Origin of the sequence: Agrococcus pavilionensis RW1 (assembly GCF_000400485.1) — a bacterium.
Taxonomy (GTDB): domain Bacteria; phylum Actinomycetota; class Actinomycetes; order Actinomycetales; family Microbacteriaceae; genus Agrococcus; species Agrococcus pavilionensis.
On the sequence record NZ_ASHR01000039.1, the window covers coordinates 1 to 19,925 of the forward strand.

Consider the following 19,925-nt stretch of genomic DNA (forward strand, 5'->3'; position numbering starts at 1 on the left):
GTGCCGGTGATGCGGCCGGCCTTGTGCGAGGCATGGGCGGCGGGGAGGTCGGTGACGGTCGTCCACGCCTCGACGAGCTTCCGCTCCATCGCCCGGTCGGAGAGGCGCAGCTCGGCCGCGAGGACCGAGGCGCTCTCCTTGACCGCCATGCCGCTGTCGCCGCCCGCGTCACGCAGTCGCTGCAGCTCCGCTGCGAGCACTTCGCGCTCCTCCGCCTCGAGCCGCGCGCGGCGCTGCTCGATGGCCCGCATCCGGCCGGCGACCGCATCGAGAGCGCGCACGTGCTCCGAGCGGGCATCGATCGTGCCCGGCAGCGGCGGCACCTCCATGCGGCCGGCGATGACCTCCTCGACCTGCGCGTCGCTCAGGAGCGCGAGCCGCTCCGCCCAGTCCCGGTCGTAGGCGGCGAGCTCCTCCTCGAGCTCGTCCGCGGTGCGGCCGCGCGGGTCGATCGCGCCCGCACGGATCGACGCGATGTACTCCTCCGCATCGAGCCCCGACCACTCATCCATGCACGCATTCCACCACGCACCACTGACACGCGAGCGAGCCCGGAGCGGGGCTGTGGAGAACCGATTCTGGCCGGTCAGGCGCTGAGCCCGACGCGCAGTGCGCGTTGCGCGCGCTCAGCGGCTCAGCGGGCGGAGGGGGCGGCCCAGCCGCAGGAAGCGGAGCGGGCGACGGGAATCGAACCCGCGTAATCAGTTTGGAAGACTGAGGCTCTACCATTGAGCTACGCCCGCGCGCCCCGAGCGCGACGCGCGCGCAGGGACGCGACGAATCTACCGCATCCGCCCCCTTCGTCCGTGCGGCGTCAGCGCCCGCGCGGCCCGGCTACGCTCGACACCGTGCAGCGAAGCATCCCTGACGACTTCATCCTCGGCGCCGCGACGGCGGCCTTCCAGATCGAGGGCGCCGCCTTCGAGGACGGGCGCACCGCGAGCATCTGGGACGCGTTCTCGCGCGTGCCGGGCGCCGTCATCGACGGCCACAACGGCGACGTCGCGTGCGACCACTACCACCGCATGCCCGCCGACGTCGCGCTCATGCGCGACCTCGGGCTGCAGGTCTACCGCTTCTCGACGAGCTGGGCGCGCGTGCGGCCCGACGGCGGGGAGCCCAACGCCAAGGGCATCGACTTCTACTCGCGGCTTGTCGACGAGCTGCTCGCGGCCGACATCATGCCGTGGCTCACGCTCTACCACTGGGATCTGCCGCAGGCGCTCGAGGAGCAGGGCGGCTGGACGAGCCGCGACACCGCGCACCGCTTCGTCGAGTACGCGCTCACCGTGCACGACGCGCTCGGCGACCGGGTGCAGAACTGGACGACGCTCAACGAGCCGTGGTGCTCGTCGTTCCTCTCCTACACGGCCGGTGCGCACGCGCCCGGTCGGCAGAGCGTCGAGGCGGGTCTGCAGGCAGGCCACCACCTGCTGCTCGCGCACGGCATGGCGGTCGGCGCGCTGCGCGAGGCGGGCGCCGAGCGCGTCGGCATCACGCTCAACTTCCAGCCCGCCGAGCCGATCGACCCGACGAGCGCATCCGACCTCGAGGCCGCCCGACGCCTCAACGACCAGTACAACCGCTTCTTCGTGCACCCGATCATGACGGGCGAGTATCCCGAGTCCCTCGTGCGCGACGTCGGCCCGCTCGGCCTCGACGCCGTCGTGCAGGAGGGCGACCTCGAGATCATCGCCGCGCCGATCGATGTGCTGGGCGTGAACTACTACCACGACGACGCCGTCTCGTACGAGACGCCCGAGGTGCCGGTCGTGAACGACGCGCCCACCGATCGGCCGATCGCGAGCCCGTACCCCGCCGCCGAGGGCGTGCAGGCGCACCCGCGGGGCGTGCCGACCACGAACATGGGCTGGGAGGTCAACCCCGCCGGCCTCACGAAGCTCCTCCGCCACCTGCACGACGAGTACACGGCCGCGAAGGGCGTCGAGCTCTGGGTGACCGAGAACGGCGCGGCCTACGACGACGAGGTCGTGACGGATGCGTCCACGGGCGAGGCGCGCATCCACGACGCCGAGCGCACCGAGTTCCTCCGCGGGCATGTCGGCGCCGTGCTCGACGCGGTCGAGGCCGGCGTGCCGGTCAAGGGCTTCATGTACTGGTCGCTCATGGACAACTACGAGTGGGCGTGGGGCTACCACAAGCGCTTCGGCATCGTGCGGGTCGACTACGAGACCCAGGAGCGCACCGTGAAGGACTCGGGGCGCGAGCTCTCGCGGATGATCCGCGAGCGGACGCTCTAGCCCGCGGCCTTGGGCTCGGCGCCGCGCGTGCGGAGCGCGCGGCGCTTCGCGAGCGCGCGAGCGGAGACCGCGGTCGCCGCACCCGTCAGGGTGCCGGGGGCGTAGAGGATGCCCCACGCCGGGTCCCCACCGCTGAAGACGACCACCGCGAGCGCGCCGCCGAGCGCGCCGAGACCGCCGAATGCCACGAGGTGCACCCACTCCGCCGGCACGCGGCGCAGCGCGGTCGCCGCAGCCACCGCCACCGGGACGCCGTAGAGCGTCAGCGCGGGGAGGCCGATCATCGCGCCGTAGACGAGCGCGACGACGAGGCCCTCGGCGACGAGCAGGAGCCCGAAGACCAGGGAACCCGCGAGCACGCCGCCGACGCCGACGATCCAGCCGAACGCGATGTCGCCGACGGTGAACTCGTTCGCGGCGGGGTCGCGCCAGCCGTACCGCGCGCGCATCGGCGACTCCGGTGCCGTGGGCGTCTCGGGCTCGGTCATGCGGCAAGCATGCCGCACCGGCGCACGCTCGCGGCGCGAGAAGGGCCGGCCCCGCAGGGCCGGCCCGGGCTCGATCGGCGGATCAGCCCATCGACGGCGGCATGAGCACCGCGTCGACGAGGTAGACCGTCGCGTTGGCGGTCTGCACGCCGCCGCACAGCACGCTCGCGCCGCCGACCATGAGGTCGTCGCCCTCGCCCTCGACCATGATGTCCTCGCCCTGCACGGTCGTGTGCGTGCCGGCGATCATGTCGGGCGCGATCTGGCCCGGCACGACGTGGTAGGTCAGCACCGACGTGAGCGCATCGGCGTCCTCGGGCGACTGCAGCATCTCGACGGTCTCGGCCGGGAGCGCCGCGAAGGCCTCGTCGACCGGCGCGAAGACCGTGAACTCGTCGCCGTTGAGGGTGTCGACGAGGTTCACCTCCGGGTTCAGCTCGCCCGAGACGGCCGCGACGAGCTGCGTGAGCATCGGGTTGTTCGAGGCCGCGACCGCGACCGGGTCCTGCGACATGCCGACGATCGAGCCGGCGCCGTCGGGCACCTCCTCGTCGTACATCGCGCAGGCCGCGCCGACGAGGTTCGCGTACGCGGGGTCCATCGCCTCCGCGTCGTCGCCCTCCATCGCCTCGGAGCTCGGCGCGGTGCTGGGCGCCATCGACGGTGCCATCGACTCGTCGGCGGTCTCGGTCGAGCCGCCCATCGAGCAGCCCGCGAGCACGAGCGTCGCCGCTCCCGCGAGCACGAGCCCGGCCATCGTGGGGTTCTTCTTGGTGAGCATCGCTGCTCTCCTTCCCTGTTCGGTCCCCGGCCCGTGGGAGCCGGTGCTGCAGGGGCTTCGGAGGCCGGCCCGGCACGGATTGGAACCGGCCGATCCGCGTCGTGGACCCATCCGCACCGCCCTCCGCGCCGAACCCGTCGAAAGGCCAAGGAGGCACCATGCTCGCGCTCATCGGACTGCTCGGGGGATTCATCACCGGCATCTCGCCGTGCATCATCCCCGTGCTGCCCGTCATCCTCTTCTCGGGCGGCATGCAGTCGGCGCGCGGGGCACGGTCGACGGATGCGGCTGCCGACGCGGGCGCGACGGCACCGGCGGGCGGCGGGGTCGCGACCGCGGTCGCCGCCCGTCCCCGCGCGGTCTCGCGCTGGCGGCCGTACCTCGTGATCGCCGGGATCGTCGTGAGCTTCACCCTCATGACGCTCCTCGGGAGCCTGCTGCTGAGCCTCCTCGGGCTGCCGCAGGACGTGCTGCGCTGGGCTGGCATCGTCGTGCTCGCGCTCATCGGCGTCGGGCTCATCGTGCCCGTCGTCCAGCACGTGCTCGAGAAGCCCTTCCAGCGCATCCCGCAGCTGCAGACGGGCCGCCTGCAGGGCTTCCCGCTCGGGCTCGCGCTCGGCGCCGTCTACGTGCCGTGCGCGGGGCCGGTGCTCGCCGCGATCACCGTCGCCGGTTCCACCGGGCGGATCGGCGCCGACACGGTGGTCCTGACCGTGTCGTTCGCGATCGGCGCGGCCCTGCCGCTGCTGTTCTTCGCGCTCGCCGGCCGCGGCCTCGCCGAGCGCATCGCGGCCTTCCGCCGTCGGCAGGGCGCCATCCGCGTCGTCTCCGGCGCGCTCATGCTGGCGCTCGCGCTCGGCCTCGTACTCGACGTGCCGGCGCGCCTGCAGCGGCTCGTGCCCGACTACACCGCCGCGATCCAGGACGCGATCGCCGGCGACGAGCGCGTGCAGGAGGCCATCTCGATCGGCGGCCTCGAGACCGACGAGAACCGCGACCTCGACCTGTGCGACCCGGGCGCGACCGAGCTGCAGGAGTGCGGCACCGCACCGAGCATCCGCGGCATCGAGTCGTGGTTCAACACGCCGGGCGACGCGCCGATCGACCTCGCCGACCTGCGCGGGCAGGTCGTGCTCGTCGACTTCTGGGCCTACTCGTGCATCAACTGCCAGCGCTCGGCGCCGCACGTCAACGCCTGGTACGACGCCTACCGCGACGCGGGGCTGCAGGTCATCGGCGTGCACAGCCCCGAGTACGCGTTCGAGAAGGAGCGCGACAACGTCGTCGCCGGCGCCGCCGCGCTCGGCATCGAGTACCCGGTCGCGATCGACAACCGCCTCTCTACCTGGACGAGCTACCGCAACGCCTACTGGCCGGCCCGCTACCTCATCGACGCCGAGGGCGTCGTCCGCAACGTGCACTTCGGCGAGGGCGGCTACGCCGAGGGGGAGCGGATGCTGCGCGAGCTGCTCGAGCAGGCCGACCCCGCGGTCGCGCTGCCCGCGCCCACCGAGGTCGCCGACGCGACGCCCGACAACGCATCCGTCACGCCCGAGTCGTACCTCGGCACGACGAAGGTGCAGAACTTCGGCGGCGACGAGCGCTACTCGACGCAGACCGAGGCGTTCCGCCTGCCGGCCGAGCAGGCGCGCGACACGTTCGCGCTCGAGGGCGCGTGGCGGCTCGAGACGCAGTTCGCCACGCCCCGGGGCGACGAGGCGCGCATCCGGCTCGAGTACCGGGGGCGAGAGGTGCGGATGGTGCTGGCAGGCTCGGGCACGGTCGTCGCGTCGGTCGACGGGCAGCGGGTCGAGCTCGAGGTGCGCGGCACGCCGCGGTCGTACCCGCTGCTCGAGCGCGACTCGAGCCGCGAGGGCACGATCGAGGTGACGGTGCCGGAGGGCGTCGAGGCCTACTCCTTCACCTTCGGGTGAGCGGTTGGCGGCCGGGCCGCGCCAGTAGGATCGGTGGCTGTACGGGAGCGATCCCTACGGGGCGTAGCTCAGCTTGGCTAGAGCGCCCGCTTTGGGGGCGGGAGGTCGCAGGTTCGAATCCTGTCGCCCCGACGTGCGACCGAGCGAGGCGGCGCGAGAGCCGCGCAGGACCCTGCTCGTCGGCTGCGGCAAGCTCGGCACACGGCTCGGCCTGCGGCTCGCCGCCGACGGCGGCGAGGTGCTCGCGCTGCGTCGCGACACGAGTGCCCTGCCCGGCGCCTTCGCGCCGATCTCGGCCGACCTCCGCGAACCCTTGGCCGGTTCCATCATCCCCGCGGTCGACGACGTGGTGATCACGCTGCCGCCCGGCGCGGACGACGGCGCGGAGCCGCCGTACGTGCGATCGCTCCGGCACCTCGCCGACGCACTGCCCGTCGCGCCGCGCCGCGTCGTGCTCGTCTCGTCCACGCGCGTGCTCGAGGGTCGCGCCGGGCCGACACCGCTCTCGGAGTCGGCCGAGCCCGCCCCCGCGTCGGCGCGAGCGACGGCGCTGCTCGACGGCGAGCGGCTCGCGATCGACCGCCTCGGCGCGCTCGTCGTGCGGCCCGCGGGGATCTACGGCCCGGGTCGCGACATGCTCGTGCGGAGGGTGGGCGAGGGCGCACCGATGCAGTACGCGCGGCGCACCAATCGCATCCACGAGACCGACCTCGTGCGCGCGCTCGAGGCGATGCTCCGCGAGCCGGACCCGCCGCAGCTGCTGCACGCCGTCGATGCGCGCCCGGCTCCGCTCGGCGACGTCGTGACGTGGATCGCCCAGGCGCTCGGCGTGCCGCCGCCCCCGAGGATCGAGCCGGCGGTGCCGAGCGGCACGGTCCTCCGCGGCGACCGCCTCGCGGCGCTGCTCGGCACCCTGCGCTACCCGTCGTTCGAAGACGGCTACCGCGCGCTGCTCGGGCGCTGAGGCCGCATCACGCGATCGCGGTGCCCGAGAAGCACGTGATCGTCGCACCGCCCACCCAGACGGTGCCGTCGGCATCCGCGTCGATCGCGATCGAGCCGGCGCGACCGAGCCGGCGCCCCTGCGAGACGGCGTAGGAGCGCTCCGCGGCGCCGGTGCTCGTGAGCCACTGCGCGACGGAGGCGTTCATGCTGCCGCACACGGGATCCTCGGGCACGCCGACCGCGGGGGCGAAGGAGCGCAGCTCGAACGCGTGCTCGGAGCCTGGCGGGTAGGCGCCGATCGCGCCCACCATCGCGTCGGGGATGCGCGCGAGGTCGGGCTCGAGGTCGAGCACCTCCTGCGCCGAGGGCAGCTGTACGACGCACCAGCCGGGCCCGTTGTCGACCCACTGGTGCCCGACGACGCGCTCGGGCGCGATGCCGAGCGCGTCGACGAGGCGCGCGAGGTGGTCGGCGTCGAGCTCGTCCGTCCGGCGCATCGGGGGAGCGGCGAAGGCGAGCACGTCGCCCCGGCGCACCTCGACGAGGCCGGCCTCGCACTCCTGCACGATGCGGTCGGCGCGCTGCGGCTCGCCGCCGTGCTCGAGCCACGCGTGCGCCGAGCCGAGCGTCGGGTGGCCCGCGAACGGCAGCTCGCCGCCGGGCGTGAAGATGCGCAGCCGGTAGTCGGCCTCGGGCGTCGTCGGCGGCAGCACGGACGTCGTCTCCGAGAGGTTCGTCCAGCGCGCGATGCGCTGCATCGTCGCGTCGTCGATGCCCTCGGCGTCGAGCACGACGGCCACGGGGTTGCCGAGGTATGGCTCGGCCCCGAAGACGTCGACCTGGGCGAAGCGGTGCTGACGGGTCATGCGGCTCTCCTCCTCGGATGGTGACGGATGCGTCGGCTCACTCCTCGATCGCGCCGCCCACGTCGCGCAGGTGCTCGCGGAAGCCGATCCCGCGGGTGCGGCGCGCATCGAGGTAGCCGCGGAAGCGCACCTGCTCGCGCAGGCTCGAGCCGGCGCGCATCCTCTCGGCCTGACGGCGCTCGGTGTCGCGGATGCGCGCGGCGGCGTCGGCGACGGCGCTCGCGTGCGCGAGGGGCACGAGGATCGCGCCGTCGTCGTCGGCGAGCACGAGGTCGCCGCGTGTGGCCGCGTGCTCGCCGAGCCGCGCGACCTCGAGGGCGTCCGCGGGCTGCCGCTCGACGCTCGCCGGGCCGGTCGGCGATGCGCCGAGGCTCCACACCGGCAGCGCGATCTCGCGCAGCTCGGCCGAGTCGCGGTGCAGCCCCCAGATGACGATGCCGGCGAGCCCCGCGCCCGCGGCCTCGAGCGCGACGAGGTCGCCGACGCACGCGCGGTCGGCGCGTCCGCCGTCGTCGACCAGCAGGACGTCGCCCGGCTCCGACCGCTCGAGCGCCTCGAGGAACACATCTACGCTGCCCACGTGCTGCGCGGGCAGCGCGCGGCCGACGACTCGCGAGCCTGGCAGCACGGGCCGCAAGCCGGCCGGGCCGCACCGCACGGGCACGCCCAGCCGCATGCACGCATCCGCCACATGGGCCGTCGAGAGGTCGCGGAACCCCGTCGTCGTGTCGTCCATGCTGCTCCTCACCCCTCGAGCGCGTGCCTCCATGATGCGCGCCCTCGTCGCGACGTGCGGCGTGGCTGCGCCGGTCAGCGCCTCCCGCGCCGCTGCGCGCTCAGCACGATCGCGACGCCGGCGGCCGCCACGACGAGTCCGACGATCCCGAGCGGCGTGACCGGCACGCCGAAGACGAGCCACACCCACAGCATCGTCGTCGGCGGCGTCAAGTAGAGCATCGTGCTCACGAACGTCGCCCCGTGCGAGCGGGTCACGGTGACGTAGAGCACGTAGCCGCCGAGGCTCGAGAGCACCACGAGCCACAGCACCGCGAACCAGACGTCGCCCGTCGTCGGGGGAGCGGCGTGCCCGCGCAGCAGCGCGACCGCCATGAAGACCGCGCCCGCGACGATCGAGTGCATCGTGAGCGTCTGCAGCAGGTCGTCGTGCATGTGCCAGCGGCGCTGCAGCACCGTGCCGGTGCCGAGGCACGCGACCGCGGCGAGCGGGAGGGCGTACGCCCACAGCGGCGCGCCGGTGCCGCCGAGCGCTCCCGAGACGACGAGCGCGACGCCGCCGAGCCCGACCGCCATGCCGAGCCACATCCAGCCGTTCGCGCGCTCGCCGAGGAAGCGGCCGGCGATCGTCGCGACGAGCATCGGCTGGAGCGCCGCGATGAGCGCTGCCGTGCCGCCGTCGACGCCCGCGCGGACGCCCTCGAAGATCAGCAGCAGGTAGGCCGCCTGGTTGAGCACCGCGACGGTGCCTTGGCGCAGCCAGCTCGCGCGCCCCGGCCACCGGCGGCGCAGCACGAGCATCGCGGCGACGAGGATCCCGGCGAGCACGACGAAGCGCCACGCGAGCACCGTGATGGGCTCGCCGCCCGCGCGAGCCGCGAGCTCGGCGCCGACGAAGCCCGAGCTCCACGTCACGATGAGCCCGATCGACGCGACGGTGATCGCGGCCGCGCCGAGCCGGCCCGCGCCCTGCGGCGCCACCTAGGTCTCGACGACGAGGATCGGGTCGCTCGTCGGCGCCTCGGAGCCGCCCGCCGGCTCGACCGTCACGCCGATCGCGGCGCCGGCCGACAGCTCGCCCTCGAGCAGGAACGCGCTCGACGCCTCGAACACGCCGGCCGATCGCGCGCCCGAACCGTCGATGAACCACGCCTGGTAGGTGGCGCCCTCGGGCGCCGGCGGGAGGCCGTCGAAGAGGATCGCCGACTGCTCGCGCGCGGGCGACCAGACGACGGTCGCGATGCCGCCGTCGGCGAGCTCCACCTCGCTGCGCTCCGCGTCGGGCGCCGCGACGAGCGCGCCGAGCGCCTCCTGCTGCGACTCGCCGCCCAGCTGCGAGCCGATCGCGACGCCGCCGAGCAGCAGCGCCGACCCGGCCGCGATCGCGCCGAGCACTCGGGCGGGGCGCCAGCGCGCTCGCGCGCGGCGCTCGGCGGCGCCCGGCGGGCGGGCGGCCGCGACGTGCGCGCGGGGCTCATCCGTGTCTCGGTGCGGGGCGGATGCGGTGGGCCGGGTGAGCGGCGGAGCCTCGTCGCGCTGCGGCTCGCGGGCGATCGCGTCGAGCACGCTCGCGCGCAGGCTCGGCGGCGGCGCGACCTCGTCGGCCGCGAGCAGCGCGGCGGTGTCGGCGAGCTGCCGCGCCTCCTCGAGCGCCTCGGGCGACGCCTCCGCCTCGAAGCGGGCGCGCTCCGCGGGCTCGAGGGCGTCGAGCGCATAGGCGGCCGCCAGCTCGTCGACGGGCCGGGACTCGTCGGTCATGTCGTCACCCCCAGGATCCCGCGCAAGCGCTCCATGCCGTCGCGGAGCCTCGTCTTCACCGTGCCGAGCGGCGCGCCGAGTCGCTCGGCGATCTCGCTCTGCGTGAGCCCCTCGAAGTAGGCGAGCTCGATCGCCTCGCGGTGCGCGTCGCTCAGCTCGCCGAGCGCGCGCCGCGCCCTCGCCGCGTCGAGCGAGATCTCGACCTGCTCGGCGACCTCGTCGACAGGGACGGCCGTGTCGCGCACACCGATGCGCTCGTCGCGGTCGCGCTGCGACTGCGAGGAGCGCACCCGGTCGACCGCGCGGGCGTGCGCGATCTGCAGCAGCCACGACATCGCGGCGCCGCGGCTCGGGTCGAACCGCTTCGCCTGCCGCCACGCCTCGAGGTACACCTCCTGGGCGACCTCCTCCGATTGCGCGCGGTCGACGAGGATGCGCAGCACGAGGCCGAAGACCCGCGCCGCGGTCGCGTCGTAGAGCTCGGCGAACGCCCGCTCGTCGCCATCGGCCGCGCGCACGAGGCACTGCTCGAGCGAGGTCTCCACTCGCCCGAGTATTGCAGGCCGCCAGCGGGCGGCCGCTCGGGGCTCGGCGATGGCGGTCATGCCCGGGATTCGTCGCGGGCGAACAGGCGGATTGGCCCGATCGGCAGGAGGGCCGGTTAGACTCGGACGATGGTCCGCCCGCACGCGGTGGATCTCGCGTGCCTACGCACCGCTGGCCCTCGTGCCGCACAACCACCAACCTCAGGAGACCACCCCGTGAAGACCACGGTCGAGAAGATCGAGAACACGCGCACCAAGCTGACCATCGCGGTCGAGCCCGAGGAGCTGCGCCCCGCGATCGACAGCGCCTACAAGGCCGTCGCCGAGCAGATCAGCATCCCCGGCTTCCGCAAGGGCAAGGTCCCCGCGGCGATCATCGACCAGCGCATCGGGCGCGAGGAGATCCTCAACCAGGCCGTCTCCGAGTCGATCGACGACTTCTACCGCCAGGGCGTCGCCGAGGCCGGCATCCGCCCGCTCGGCCGTCCGCAGGCCGACGTCACCGCGTGGCCCGAGCTCAAGGACTTCTCAGGCGACCTCGTGCTCGAGATCGAGGTCGACGTGCGCCCCGACTTCGACCTCCCCGAGGTCGACGGCCGCACCATCACGGTCGACGCGATCGAGATCGGCGACGACGCCGTGCAGGAGGAGCTCGACGCGCTGCGCAGCCGCTTCGGCACGCTCGTCACGGTCGACCGCCCCGCGACCGAGGGCGACTTCGTCACGCTCGACCTGACCGCGACGATCGACGGCGAGGTCGTCGACACCGCCAACGGCATCTCCTACGAGGTCGGCTCGGGCGAGCTCATCGACGGCATCGACGAGGCCGTCGACTCGCTCACCGCGGGCGAGGAGACCACCTTCACCTCGAAGCTCGTCGGCGGCGACCACGCCGGCAAGGACGCCGAGGTCACCGTGACCGTCGACGCCGTCAAGGAGCGCGAGCTGCCCGAGGCCGACGACGACTTCGCCCAGATGGCGAGTGCCTTCGACACGATCGACGAGCTCAAGGCCGACCTCAAGGAGCAGGCCGCCCGCAGCCGCCGCATGGGCCAGGCCGAGCAGGCGCGCCAGCGCCTGCAGGAGGAGCTCGTCGAGGCGGTCGAGATCGAGGTCCCCTCGGCCGTGGTCGAGGACGAGGTCACCCGCCACCTCGAGGCCGAGAACCGCGCCGACGACACGGAGCACGGCGAGGAGGTGCGCCAGGAGACGCGCAAGCTCCTCAAGCAGCAGATGCTCTTCGACCGCTTCGCCGAGGAGGCGGACCTGCAGGTCACGCAGGAGGAGCTGACGCAGATCATCGTGCAGCAGGCCGCCCAGTACGGCATGGCGCCGCAAGAGCTCGTGCAGGCGCTCGAGGCCAACGGCCAGCTGCCCGTGCTGCTCGGCGACATCCTGCGCGGCAAGACCCTCTCGACCCTGCTCGGCCGCGTGTCGGTGGTCGACGACAAGGGCGAGGCGGTCGACCTCTCCGACTTCCTGCCGCCGGCCGACGAGGTCGACGAGGACGACGTCGAGGGCGCGATCCGCGAGGCCGAGGCCAAGCTCGCGGCGCAGCACCAGGAGGACTGAGCACCTCGAGAGGGCCGGGCTCCCGCCCGGCCCTCTCGCATGCCTCCGCCTGCGGCGAACACGCGCGGGGGCGCCCCTCCCGCTCACCTAGTGTGGAGAGCAACCGAGAGAAGGAGTCACCCGTGGCTGAACCCGTCCTCGCGCCGTCGGTCTTCGACCGGCTGCTGCGCGACCGCATCATCTGGCTCGGCCAGGAGGTGCGGGACGAGAACGCGAACGAGATCTGCGCGAAGATCCTGCTGCTCGCCGCAGAGGACCAGAACAAGGACATCTACCTCTACATCAACTCGCCCGGCGGCTCGATCACCGCCGGGATGGCGATCTACGACACGATGCAGTTCGTGCCGAACGACATCGTCACCGTCGGCATCGGCATGGCCGCGTCGATGGGCCAGCTGCTGCTCACCGCCGGCACGGCGGGCAAGCGCTACATCACGCCCAACGCGCGCGTGCTGCTGCACCAGCCGCACGGCGGCTTCGGCGGCACCTCGAGCGACATCCAGACGCAGGCGCAGCTCATCCTCGACATGAAGAAGCGCCTCGCCGAGATCACGGCCGAGCGCACGGGCAAGAGCGTCGAGCAGATCAACGCCGACGGCGACCGGGACCGCTGGTTCTCGGCGCAGGAGGCGCTCGAGTACGGCTTCGTCGACCACCTCCGGGCGTCGGCGAGCGACGTCACGGGCGGCGGCGGCACCGACCAGGACGGCACCGCTGACCAGGAGGGCGGCAACTGATGGAGACTCCCACGTTCCAGGCGGGCGGCAGCGCCCTCCAGATGCCCGGCTCGCGCTACATCCTCCCGAGCTTCGAGGAGCGCACCGCCTACGGCTTCAAGCGCCAGGATCCCTACGCGAAGCTGTTCGAGGACCGCATCATCTTCCTCGGCGTGCAGGTCGACGACGCATCCGCCGACGACGTCATGGCGCAGCTGCTCGTGCTCGAGTCGCAGGACCCCGACCGCGACATCGTCATGTACATCAACTCGCCCGGCGGCTCGTTCACGGCCATGACGGCGATCTACGACACGATGCAGTACATCCGGCCCGCCGTGCAGACGGTGTGCCTCGGCCAGGCGGCCTCCGCCGCGGCCGTGCTGCTCGCGGCTGGCGAGCCGGGCAAGCGCCTTGCGCTCCCGAACGCCCGGATCCTCATCCACCAGCCCGCGACGTCCGACGCGGGCCGCGGGCAGGCATCCGACATCGAGATCCAGGCGCGCGAGGTGCTCCGCATGCGCGAGTGGCTCGAGGAGACGCTCGCGAAGCACTCCGACCAGGAGGTCGAGCGCGTCTCGAAGGACATCGAGCGCGACACGTTCCTCTCGGCGCAGGAGGCCCTCGACTACGGCCTCATCGACCAGGTGCTCACGAGCCGCAAGACCGCGCCGCAGCTGCTCGGCTAGGCGTCGACGCACGACGCACGATGACGGGCCGGCCTCCCACGGGAGTGCCGGCCCGTCGTCATGCGACCCGTCGTCAAGGGCGGCGGATGCCCGGGGTCACGCGTCGTCGCGCCGGCGGCGGGAGCCGCGGTTCACGGTGTAGGCGACGATCGCGAGCACGGCGAGCAGCGCGATCACGCCGATCGCGATGAACGGGAACTCGCCGCCCTCGTCGCCCTCGGCGGCGTCGGTCGGCGTCGCGTCATCGGTCGCGACCGGGCCGGGCGCCGCCTCGCTCGGGTCGACGGATGCCTCGGGCTCGGTCGTCGACGCCGGCTCGCTCGCGTCCGGGGCGGCGACGCCGCAGATGGGCGCCGTCTCGGATCCCGCTGCGCCCGCCTCGCCGTCGGCGGGCTCGAACGCGAACGACACCGAGCCGTCGACGGGGTGCCCGTCGGCCGAGACCACCTGGTAGGCGAGCGAGTAGTCGCCCGCCGCGCCGAGCTGCGCCTCGAGCGAGATCGTGTCGCCCTCGACGACGGCGCAGCCGTCGCCGTAGTAGAGGCCGGCCGCGTCGGTCAGCTGCAGCCGGTTGGCGGAGTCGGCCCCCGCGAGCGAGAGGATCTCCTCGTTCAGCACGACGCCGAAGGTGCCCGGCTGCTCGGTGACCGTGTCGCCGTCGCTCGGCGTCGAGCCGATCACGGCGGCGTGGGCGGGCAGGAGGACGACGGCCGCGAGCGCGGCGAGGGCAGCATGCATGCCTCCAGCCTATCGAGGAGGAGGAGGCGCGGGCCGGGCGCCGATCGGGCCGGCCCCGGCGTGGTCGGCCGTCGTGTCGGCGGCCTGCTCTAGGCTCGACGCAGGGCGCAGCCCGCGCTCGCAGACGATGGAGGAGGGCGAGATGGCACGACTCGGAGAGAGCGGCGATCTGCTGAAGTGCTCCTTCTGCGGCAAGAGCCAGAAGCAGGTGCAGCAGCTCATCGCGGGCCCAGCGGTGTACATCTGCGACGAGTGCGTCGAGCTGTGCAACGAGATCATCGAGGAGCGCGCCGCCGAGGCAGGCGAGGGCGCGCAGCCCGAGCGCTTCACGCTGCCGAAGCCGCGCGAGATCTTCGAGTTCCTCGAGGAGTACGTCGTCGGCCAGCAGAGCGCGAAGCAGTCGCTCGCGGTCGCGGTCTACAACCACTACAAGCGCATCGGCGCCGCGAAGCAGCTCGAGTCGGCCGACGCCGCCGGCGATGCCGTCGAGATCCAGAAGTCGAACATCCTGATGGTCGGGCCGACCGGCTGCGGCAAGTCGTACCTCGCGTCGACGCTCGCGAAGCAGCTCAACGTGCCGTTCGCGGTCGCCGACGCGACGTCGCTCACCGAGGCGGGCTACGTCGGCGAGGATGTCGAGAACATCCTGCTCAAGCTCATCCAGGCCGCCGACTTCGACGTCAAGCGCGCCGAGACGGGCATCATCTTCATCGACGAGATCGACAAGGTCGCGCGGAAGGCCGAGAACCCGTCGATCACGCGCGACGTGTCGGGCGAGGGCGTGCAGCAGGCGCTGCTCAAGATCATCGAGGGCACGGTCGCGTCGGTGCCGCCGCAGGGCGGGCGCAAGCACCCGAACTCCGAGTTCATCCAGATCGACACCTCGAACGTGCTCTTCATCGTCGCGGGCGCCTTCGCCGGCCTCGAGGACATCATCGCGAACCGCGCGGGCAAGCGCGGCATCGGCTTCGGCGCGCCCGTCGCCTCGCTCAAGCCCGACCTCGACGTGTTCCAGGACGTGCTGCCCGAGGACCTCCACAAGTTCGGGCTCATCCCCGAGTTCATCGGCCGGCTGCCCGTCATCGCGACGGTGTCGCCGCTCGATCGCGACGCGCTCGTGCAGATCCTCACCGAGCCGCGCAACGCGCTCGTGAAGCAGTACCAGCGGATGTTCGAGATCGACGGCGTGAAGCTCGACTTCGAGCCCGAGGCGCTCGAGGCGATCGCCGACCTCGCCGTCGAGCGGAAGACCGGCGCGCGCGGGCTCCGCGCGATCCTCGAGACCGTGCTCGCGCCCGTGATGTTCGACGTGCCGTCGCGCGAGGGCGTCGAGCGGGTCATCGTGACGCGCGAGGCGGTCGCGGGCGGCGAGGCGCCGATCGTGCTCACGGCCGACGACATCCAGGAGCTCTCCGCCTGAGCCGCGCGTTGCGGGACCACCGTAGGTAAGGCTAGCCTTACCTCGTGAACCGCATCGGATCGAGCGCGCTGCGCGCCGACGACGTCACCCTCGCGTACGGGCGGGAGGCGATCGTCCACGCCGCCTCGATCGCGCTCGCGCCCGGCCGCGTGACGGCCCTCGTCGGCCCGAACGGCTCGGGCAAGTCGACGCTGCTGCGCGGCCTCACCGCGCTCCACCGGCCGAGCGCGGGGCGCGTGCTCTTCGCCGACGGGGCCGACGCATCCGGCCTCGCCGAGCGCGAGCTCGCGCGCCGCATCGCGCTGCTCGCGCAGTCGCACCCCGATCCCTCCGGCGTGAGCGTGCGCGAGGTCGTCGCCTACGGCCGGTTCGCGCATCGCGGGCGCTTCCGGTCCGGCGACCCGCGCGGGGCCGAGGTGATCGAGCGCGCCATGGCCGCGACCGGCATCGATGCGCTCGCCGACCAGCCGGTGGCCCAGCTCTCCGGCGGCCAGCGGCAGCGCGTGTGGCTCGCGACGTGCCTCGCCCAGGAGACGGGCATCGTGCTGCTCGACGAGCCCACGACGTTCCTCGACGTGCGATACCAGCGCGAGATCCTCGAGATCGTCCGCGACCTCGCCGACGACGGCGTCGCGGTCGGCATCGTGCTCCACGACCTCGAGCAGGCCGCCGAGGTCGCCGACGACGTCGTGCTGCTCGTGCACGGCAGGATCGTCGCGACCGGCAGCCCCGCGGACGTGCTGACCGCCGAGCGGCTCAGCGCCGCCTACGAGGTGCCCATCGACGTCGAGCCCGACCCCTCGGGCCTGCGCATCCGGCCGCAGCGGCTCCGCCGCCGGCCTCTCGTGTCGCGCGCCGCGTGACGCACACTCCCATCGGGCCGAGCGCTCGAGGAAGGACCCCCATGTCCAAGCGAACCCTGCTGGCCGGTGCCGCGCTGCTCTCGGCGCTCGCCCTCACCGCGTGCGGCACGACCGAGCCGGCCGGCTCCAGCCAGGGCGCGGAGCCCGAGGGCTCGGCGATCACCGTGACCGACGCGCGCGGTGTCGAGGTCGAGGTGCCCGCGGGCGCGACCGAGGTCGTCGCGCTCGAGTGGGTCGCGGTCGAGCACCTGCAGACCGTCGGCATCGCGCCCGTCGGCGTCGCCGACGTCGAAGGCTACTCGAGCTGGGCGGGCACCGGCGCGCCGCTCGAGGGCGAGCCGACCGACGTCGGCACACGCACCGAGCCGTCGATGGACTCGATCGCGGCGCTCGCCCCCGACCTCATCGTCGCCGTCGCGGGGCGCGACGACGCGTCGTACAGCGACCTCGAGGCCATCGCGCCGGTCGTCGTGCTCGCCGGAGCCGACGCATCCGATCCCCTCGGCGCGATGCTCGCCGACCTGCGGCTCGTCGCCGAGGCGACGGGCACGGGCGACGCCGCCGAGCGCGCGATCGAGGAGTTCGAGGCGCACCTCGACGAGCTCGCCGGGCAGGTGGACGAGGCCGGCCTGACGGGCACGCCGCTCGCGCACATGGACGGCTATGAGAGCGGCGGCCAGATCGAGATCCGCCCCTACGCCGACGGCGCGCTCCTGCCCGCGGCGTTCGAGGAGATCGGCTTCGAGAACGGCTGGCCGGGGGAGGGGGACCCGCAGTACGGGCTCGGCATCACCGACGTCGAGGGGCTCACGGCGCTCGACCCCGAGTCGCACATCCTCTACATGACCGTCGGCGACCGCGACGTGTTCGCCGACCAGCTCACCTCGAACGCGATCTGGACGGGGCTGCCCTCGGTGCAGGCGGGCCGCGTGCACCGGCTGCCCGACGGCATCTGGCTCTTCGGCGGCGTCGACTCGGTGAGCGCCTACCTCGACGCGGTCCTCGCGTCGCTCTCGCCCACGCCGTGACCCGGGTCCGACCGGGAGGGCTCGCGCTCGGCGCGGCCCTCCTCGTCGCACTCCTCCTCCTCGCCGCGTGGCACGTCACGCAGGGGACGACGCAGCTCGGCGCGACCGAGCTGCTCGGCTGGCTCGGCGGAGAGCGCGGTGACAGCGCCATCATCCTCGAGAGCCGGCTGCCGCGCACCGCCGCCGCGATCGTCGTGGGCCTCGCGCTCGGCGCGGCGGGGTACGCGATGCAGACCATCACCGGCAACCCGCTCGCGTCGCCCGACACGCTCGCCGTGAACGGCGGCGCGGGCGCGGCGATCGCGCTCGCCGCTGTGCTCGGCGTGAGCCTCCCTGGTCTCGGGGGCGCCGCTCTCGCCTTCGCCGGCGGGATCGTCGCCGCGCTCGCCGTCGTCGCGATCGGCCGCGGTCGCGGCTCGACGACGCAGATGGTGCTCGTCGGCACCGCGCTCGCGCTCGCCCTCCAGTCGGTGTCGACGGTCGCGATCATCCTCGCCGAGCAGGAGACGGCCGGCCTCTACGCGTGGGGAGTCGGCCGGCTCTCGCAGAACGGCATGGGCACGGTCGCCCAGCTGCTGCCGCTCGTGCTGCTCGGCATCGCCGCGCTGCTGCTGCTCGCCCGGCGGCTCGACGTGCTCGCGCTCGGCGAGGAGGCCGCGACCACGATCGGCGTCGGCGTCGGCCGGCTCCGCCTCACGACGCTCGTCGCCGCGGTCGCGCTCGCCGCCGCCGCCGTCGCGATCGCCGGACCGATCGGCTTCGTCGGGCTCGCCGCGCCCATCGTCGTGCGGCTGCTCGCCGCCCGAGTGCCGGGTGCCGCTCGGCACGTCGTCGCGATCCCGCTCGCCGCGCTCAGCGGTGCGGTGCTCGTCGTCGCCTCCGACGTGCTCCTGCGCTTCGTCCTCGGCGGCATCCGCTCGATGGACGTGCCGACCGGGGTCGTGACGAGCCTCGTGGGCGCCGCCTGCATCATCGTGCTCGCGCGCTCGATGGCGGGCGCGGCCGAGAGCGAGTCGATGACGGTGCTCGGCTCGCGCACGCTCGCCGCCCGCGCGTGGCTGCCGATCGCCGTCACGGCCGTGCTGCTCGCCGCGCTCGCCGTGGGCGCCGTGCTGCTCGGCGACCGGATGCTGCTGCTCGGCGACGTCGCGAACTGGCTCGCCGGTCGCGCGGGCGACGCGGTGCGCGTCACGCTCGACACGCGCACGCCGCGCGTCGTCGCCGCGGTGCTCGCGGGCGTCGCGCTCGCGCTCTCCGGCGCGCTCGTCCAGGCGGTCGCCCGCAACGCGCTCGCCGACCCCTACCTGCTCGGGGTCGCGGGCGGCGCGGGCCTCGGCGCGATCGGCGTCATCACCCTCGTCCCCGCCGCGGCCGGATGGCTCGTCGCGGGCGGCGCCCTCGCCGGCGGCGCCGCAGTCGGCGCCCTCGTCATCGCGCTCGTCGGCTGGCACCGGCTCGGCACCCTCCGGCTCGTGCTGACCGGCCTCGCGCTCTCCGCCGGCACCGCGGCACTCACGAGCATGCTCATCGTCGTCACCGACCCCTACAACCGCGCGAAGGCCATCGTCTGGCTCGCGGGCAGCACCTACGGCCGGGGCGTGGAGGACGTCGTGCCCGTCGCCGTGACGATCGTCGTCGCGGTGCTCGCGCTCGTCTGGATGCACCGGGACCTCGACCTCGCGCAGCTCGACGAGTCGACGCCGCGCCTGCTCGGCGTGCGGCTCCCGAGGGTGCAGGTCGTCGCGCTCGTGCTCGCCGTCGCGCTCGCCTCCACCGCGGTCGCCGCGATCGGCGTGGTCGCGTTCGTCGGCCTCGTCGCACCGCACGCGGCGCGAGCGCTCGTCGGCGCCAGGCATCGCGTACTGCTGCCGCTCGCGGCGCTGCTCGGCGGCTCGCTCACCCTGCTCGCCGACACCCTCGGCCGCACCCTGATCGCCCCGGCGCAGCTCCCCGCCGGCGTGATGACGGCGCTCGTCGGCATCCCGTACTTCATCTGGCTCGTGCTGCAGGCCGGCCGCTCGCGCTGACGCGACGATGTTGCGTAACACCACGGGAAGCATGTTCTAGAACTGTTCGGGAACAGCGTTCACCTAGCGTCCGCCGATCATGCCCTCAGCACGACGCGAGCGTGGGGTACGGATCGGCGTACCCCGGGGCCGGAGTGCGAATCTCCTCAGGCGCCCTGAAGCGTCTATGTATTGAGGCTTCTCCAGCCACGAATCACCCTTGACGGTGACCGAAGCAAGCACAGCTCAGCGACCCGCGCAGCGCGTGGGTCGGGCCGCGGCGAAGGTGCCGCGGCTGACCGTGAGCGACCGCCCGGGGGGGAGTCCTCCGCCGGGCAGACCAAGAGGAGTCACCGTGCACGCGCCCAACCCCAGCAGCCCGCCGCTGCGATCTCGCCGCTTCGGCGAGAGGCTGCGGCGCAACTCGATCGCCCTCCTGTCGGCGTTCGTGATAGCCGTCCCCATCGCCGTCGTCGCGACTCCGAGCCCCGCGGTCGCCGTGACCGATGAGAACCCGTCGTTCGCGTTGAACCAGAACGACCTCGAGTTCATCCTCCGGCAGATCCAGATCTCCGAGGCGCAC

At 73.5% G+C, this 19,925-nt stretch carries 20 protein-coding genes and 2 tRNA genes; 12 read left to right on the forward strand and 10 right to left on the reverse strand.

Annotation, left to right across the window (positions count from 1 at the left end; all coding sequences use genetic code 11):
• Positions 1-512, reverse strand: a 512-nt coding sequence (locus tag L332_RS27985; protein ID WP_041204179.1) for a hypothetical protein, incomplete at its 3' end; no start/stop codon positions are given.
• Positions 513-672: 160 nt separating this feature from the next.
• A tRNA-Gly gene (locus L332_RS27990) sits at positions 673-743 on the reverse strand.
• 105 nt (positions 744-848) lie between these two features.
• Between L332_RS27990 and L332_RS27995 the strand changes: the two genes are divergently transcribed.
• Positions 849-2,261: a GH1 family beta-glucosidase gene (locus L332_RS27995; protein WP_021011670.1), complete on the forward strand. Its 1,413-nt coding sequence runs from the start codon at positions 849-851 to the stop codon at positions 2,259-2,261.
• On the opposite strand, the gene L332_RS28000 is transcribed toward L332_RS27995, so the two are convergent.
• Positions 2,258-2,749 (reverse strand): hypothetical protein, encoded by a 492-nt coding sequence (locus L332_RS28000; RefSeq protein ID WP_021011671.1) that lies wholly within the window; start codon positions 2,747-2,749, stop codon positions 2,258-2,260. The genes L332_RS27995 and L332_RS28000 overlap by 4 nt on opposite strands.
• 82 nt (positions 2,750-2,831) lie before the next feature.
• Complete coding sequence (locus L332_RS28005; protein WP_021011672.1) at positions 2,832-3,530, reverse strand: fasciclin domain-containing protein; 699 nt, start codon at positions 3,528-3,530, stop codon at positions 2,832-2,834.
• Positions 3,531-3,688: 158 nt separating this feature from the next.
• Here L332_RS28005 and L332_RS28010 point away from each other — a divergent pair, with 158 nt between their 5' ends.
• The 3 genes from L332_RS28010 to L332_RS30490 all read left to right on the forward strand — a co-directional run bounded on the left by L332_RS28010 (position 3,689) and on the right by L332_RS30490 (position 6,428).
• On the forward strand, positions 3,689-5,464 hold the full coding sequence (locus L332_RS28010; RefSeq protein ID WP_021011673.1) for a cytochrome c biogenesis protein DipZ: 1,776 nt from the start codon (positions 3,689-3,691) through the stop codon (positions 5,462-5,464).
• 57 nt (positions 5,465-5,521) lie between these two features.
• Positions 5,522-5,596, forward strand: a tRNA-Pro gene (locus tag L332_RS28015).
• Position 5,597: 1 nt separating this feature from the next.
• Complete coding sequence (locus L332_RS30490; RefSeq protein WP_021011674.1) at positions 5,598-6,428, forward strand: Rossmann-fold NAD(P)-binding domain-containing protein; 831 nt, start codon at positions 5,598-5,600, stop codon at positions 6,426-6,428.
• A gap of 7 nt (positions 6,429-6,435) precedes the next feature.
• Here L332_RS30490 and L332_RS28025 read toward each other — a convergent pair whose 3' ends face one another.
• The 5 genes from L332_RS28025 to sigK all read right to left on the reverse strand — a co-directional run bounded on the left by L332_RS28025 (position 6,436) and on the right by sigK (position 10,373).
• Positions 6,436-7,275 carry a PhzF family phenazine biosynthesis protein gene (locus L332_RS28025; protein ID WP_021011675.1) on the reverse strand — a complete coding sequence of 280 codons (840 nt, stop codon included), beginning with the start codon at positions 7,273-7,275 and terminating at the stop codon, positions 6,436-6,438.
• A gap of 37 nt (positions 7,276-7,312) precedes the next feature.
• Positions 7,313-8,011: an RraA family protein gene (locus L332_RS28030; protein WP_021011676.1), complete on the reverse strand. Its 699-nt coding sequence runs from the start codon at positions 8,009-8,011 to the stop codon at positions 7,313-7,315.
• Positions 8,012-8,085: 74 nt separating this feature from the next.
• Positions 8,086-8,991, reverse strand: coding sequence for a DMT family transporter (locus L332_RS28035; RefSeq protein ID WP_021011677.1), 906 nt, complete (start codon positions 8,989-8,991; stop codon positions 8,086-8,088).
• Complete coding sequence (locus L332_RS28040) at positions 8,992-9,768, reverse strand: anti-sigma factor (RefSeq protein ID WP_021011678.1); 777 nt, start codon at positions 9,766-9,768, stop codon at positions 8,992-8,994.
• Complete coding sequence (gene sigK, locus L332_RS28045; RefSeq protein WP_081646205.1) at positions 9,765-10,373, reverse strand: ECF RNA polymerase sigma factor SigK; 609 nt, start codon at positions 10,371-10,373, stop codon at positions 9,765-9,767. The genes L332_RS28040 and sigK overlap by 4 nt, the downstream gene beginning before the upstream one ends.
• A gap of 156 nt (positions 10,374-10,529) precedes the next feature.
• Here sigK and tig point away from each other — a divergent pair, with 156 nt between their 5' ends.
• From tig to L332_RS28060, 3 genes are all read left to right on the forward strand, one after another.
• On the forward strand, positions 10,530-11,885 hold the full coding sequence (gene tig / locus L332_RS28050) for a trigger factor (RefSeq protein ID WP_021011680.1): 1,356 nt from the start codon (positions 10,530-10,532) through the stop codon (positions 11,883-11,885).
• Between the two features lie 122 nt (positions 11,886-12,007).
• The gene (locus L332_RS28055) at positions 12,008-12,622 is read left to right on the forward strand and encodes an ATP-dependent Clp protease proteolytic subunit (protein ID WP_021011681.1); all 615 of its coding nucleotides are present in this window, start codon (positions 12,008-12,010) and stop codon (positions 12,620-12,622) included.
• Positions 12,622-13,287 (forward strand): ATP-dependent Clp protease proteolytic subunit, encoded by a 666-nt coding sequence (locus L332_RS28060; RefSeq protein WP_021011682.1) that lies wholly within the window; start codon positions 12,622-12,624, stop codon positions 13,285-13,287. Before L332_RS28055 ends, L332_RS28060 begins: the two co-directional genes overlap by 1 nt.
• A 96-nt stretch (positions 13,288-13,383) precedes the next feature.
• Here the strand turns inward: L332_RS28060 and L332_RS28065 are convergent, their stop codons facing one another.
• Entirely contained in the window at positions 13,384-14,025 is a 642-nt protein-coding gene (locus tag L332_RS28065) for a copper resistance CopC family protein (protein WP_021011683.1), read from the reverse strand.
• A gap of 142 nt (positions 14,026-14,167) precedes the next feature.
• Between L332_RS28065 and clpX the strand changes: the two genes are divergently transcribed.
• The 5 genes from clpX to L332_RS0115780 form a co-directional block, all read left to right on the forward strand.
• Positions 14,168-15,445 carry an ATP-dependent Clp protease ATP-binding subunit ClpX gene (clpX, locus tag L332_RS28070; RefSeq protein WP_031224361.1) on the forward strand — a complete coding sequence of 426 codons (1,278 nt, stop codon included), beginning with the start codon at positions 14,168-14,170 and terminating at the stop codon, positions 15,443-15,445.
• 44 nt (positions 15,446-15,489) lie between these two features.
• Entirely contained in the window at positions 15,490-16,308 is an 819-nt protein-coding gene (locus L332_RS28075; protein WP_021011685.1) for an ABC transporter ATP-binding protein, read from the forward strand.
• Between the two features lie 41 nt (positions 16,309-16,349).
• Positions 16,350-17,336 carry an ABC transporter substrate-binding protein gene (locus tag L332_RS28080; RefSeq protein WP_021011686.1) on the forward strand — a complete coding sequence of 329 codons (987 nt, stop codon included), beginning with the start codon at positions 16,350-16,352 and terminating at the stop codon, positions 17,334-17,336.
• Positions 17,333-19,363, forward strand: a complete 2,031-nt coding sequence (locus tag L332_RS28085) for an iron ABC transporter permease (protein ID WP_021011687.1) — start codon at positions 17,333-17,335, stop codon at positions 19,361-19,363. The genes L332_RS28080 and L332_RS28085 overlap by 4 nt, the downstream gene beginning before the upstream one ends.
• 334 nt (positions 19,364-19,697) lie before the next feature.
• On the forward strand, positions 19,698-19,925 hold a 228-nt coding region (locus L332_RS0115780; protein WP_031224362.1), incomplete at its 3' end, for a hypothetical protein.

What these genes read in the sequence shown, in the direction of transcription:
- L332_RS28065 (WP_021011683.1), bottom strand. Translation starts at nt 14,025, where the DNA reads ATGCATGCTGCCCTCGCCGCGCTCGCGGCCGTCGTCCTCCTGCCCGCC.
- clpX (WP_031224361.1), top strand. Translation starts at nt 14,168, where the DNA reads ATGGCACGACTCGGAGAGAGCGGCGATCTGCTGAAGTGCTCCTTCTGC.
- L332_RS28060 (WP_021011682.1), top strand. Translation starts at nt 12,622, where the DNA reads ATGGAGACTCCCACGTTCCAGGCGGGCGGCAGCGCCCTCCAGATGCCC.
- sigK (WP_081646205.1), bottom strand. Translation starts at nt 10,373, where the DNA reads ATGACCGCCATCGCCGAGCCCCGAGCGGCCGCCCGCTGGCGGCCTGCA.
- L332_RS28030 (WP_021011676.1), bottom strand. Translation starts at nt 8,011, where the DNA reads ATGGACGACACGACGACGGGGTTCCGCGACCTCTCGACGGCCCATGTG.
- L332_RS28025 (WP_021011675.1), bottom strand. Translation starts at nt 7,275, where the DNA reads ATGACCCGTCAGCACCGCTTCGCCCAGGTCGACGTCTTCGGGGCCGAG.
- L332_RS28000 (WP_021011671.1), bottom strand. Translation starts at nt 2,749, where the DNA reads ATGACCGAGCCCGAGACGCCCACGGCACCGGAGTCGCCGATGCGCGCG.
- L332_RS28005 (WP_021011672.1), bottom strand. Translation starts at nt 3,530, where the DNA reads ATGCTCACCAAGAAGAACCCCACGATGGCCGGGCTCGTGCTCGCGGGA.
- L332_RS28080 (WP_021011686.1), top strand. Translation starts at nt 16,350, where the DNA reads ATGTCCAAGCGAACCCTGCTGGCCGGTGCCGCGCTGCTCTCGGCGCTC.
- L332_RS28040 (WP_021011678.1), bottom strand. Translation starts at nt 9,768, where the DNA reads ATGACCGACGAGTCCCGGCCCGTCGACGAGCTGGCGGCCGCCTATGCG.
- L332_RS28010 (WP_021011673.1), top strand. Translation starts at nt 3,689, where the DNA reads ATGCTCGCGCTCATCGGACTGCTCGGGGGATTCATCACCGGCATCTCG.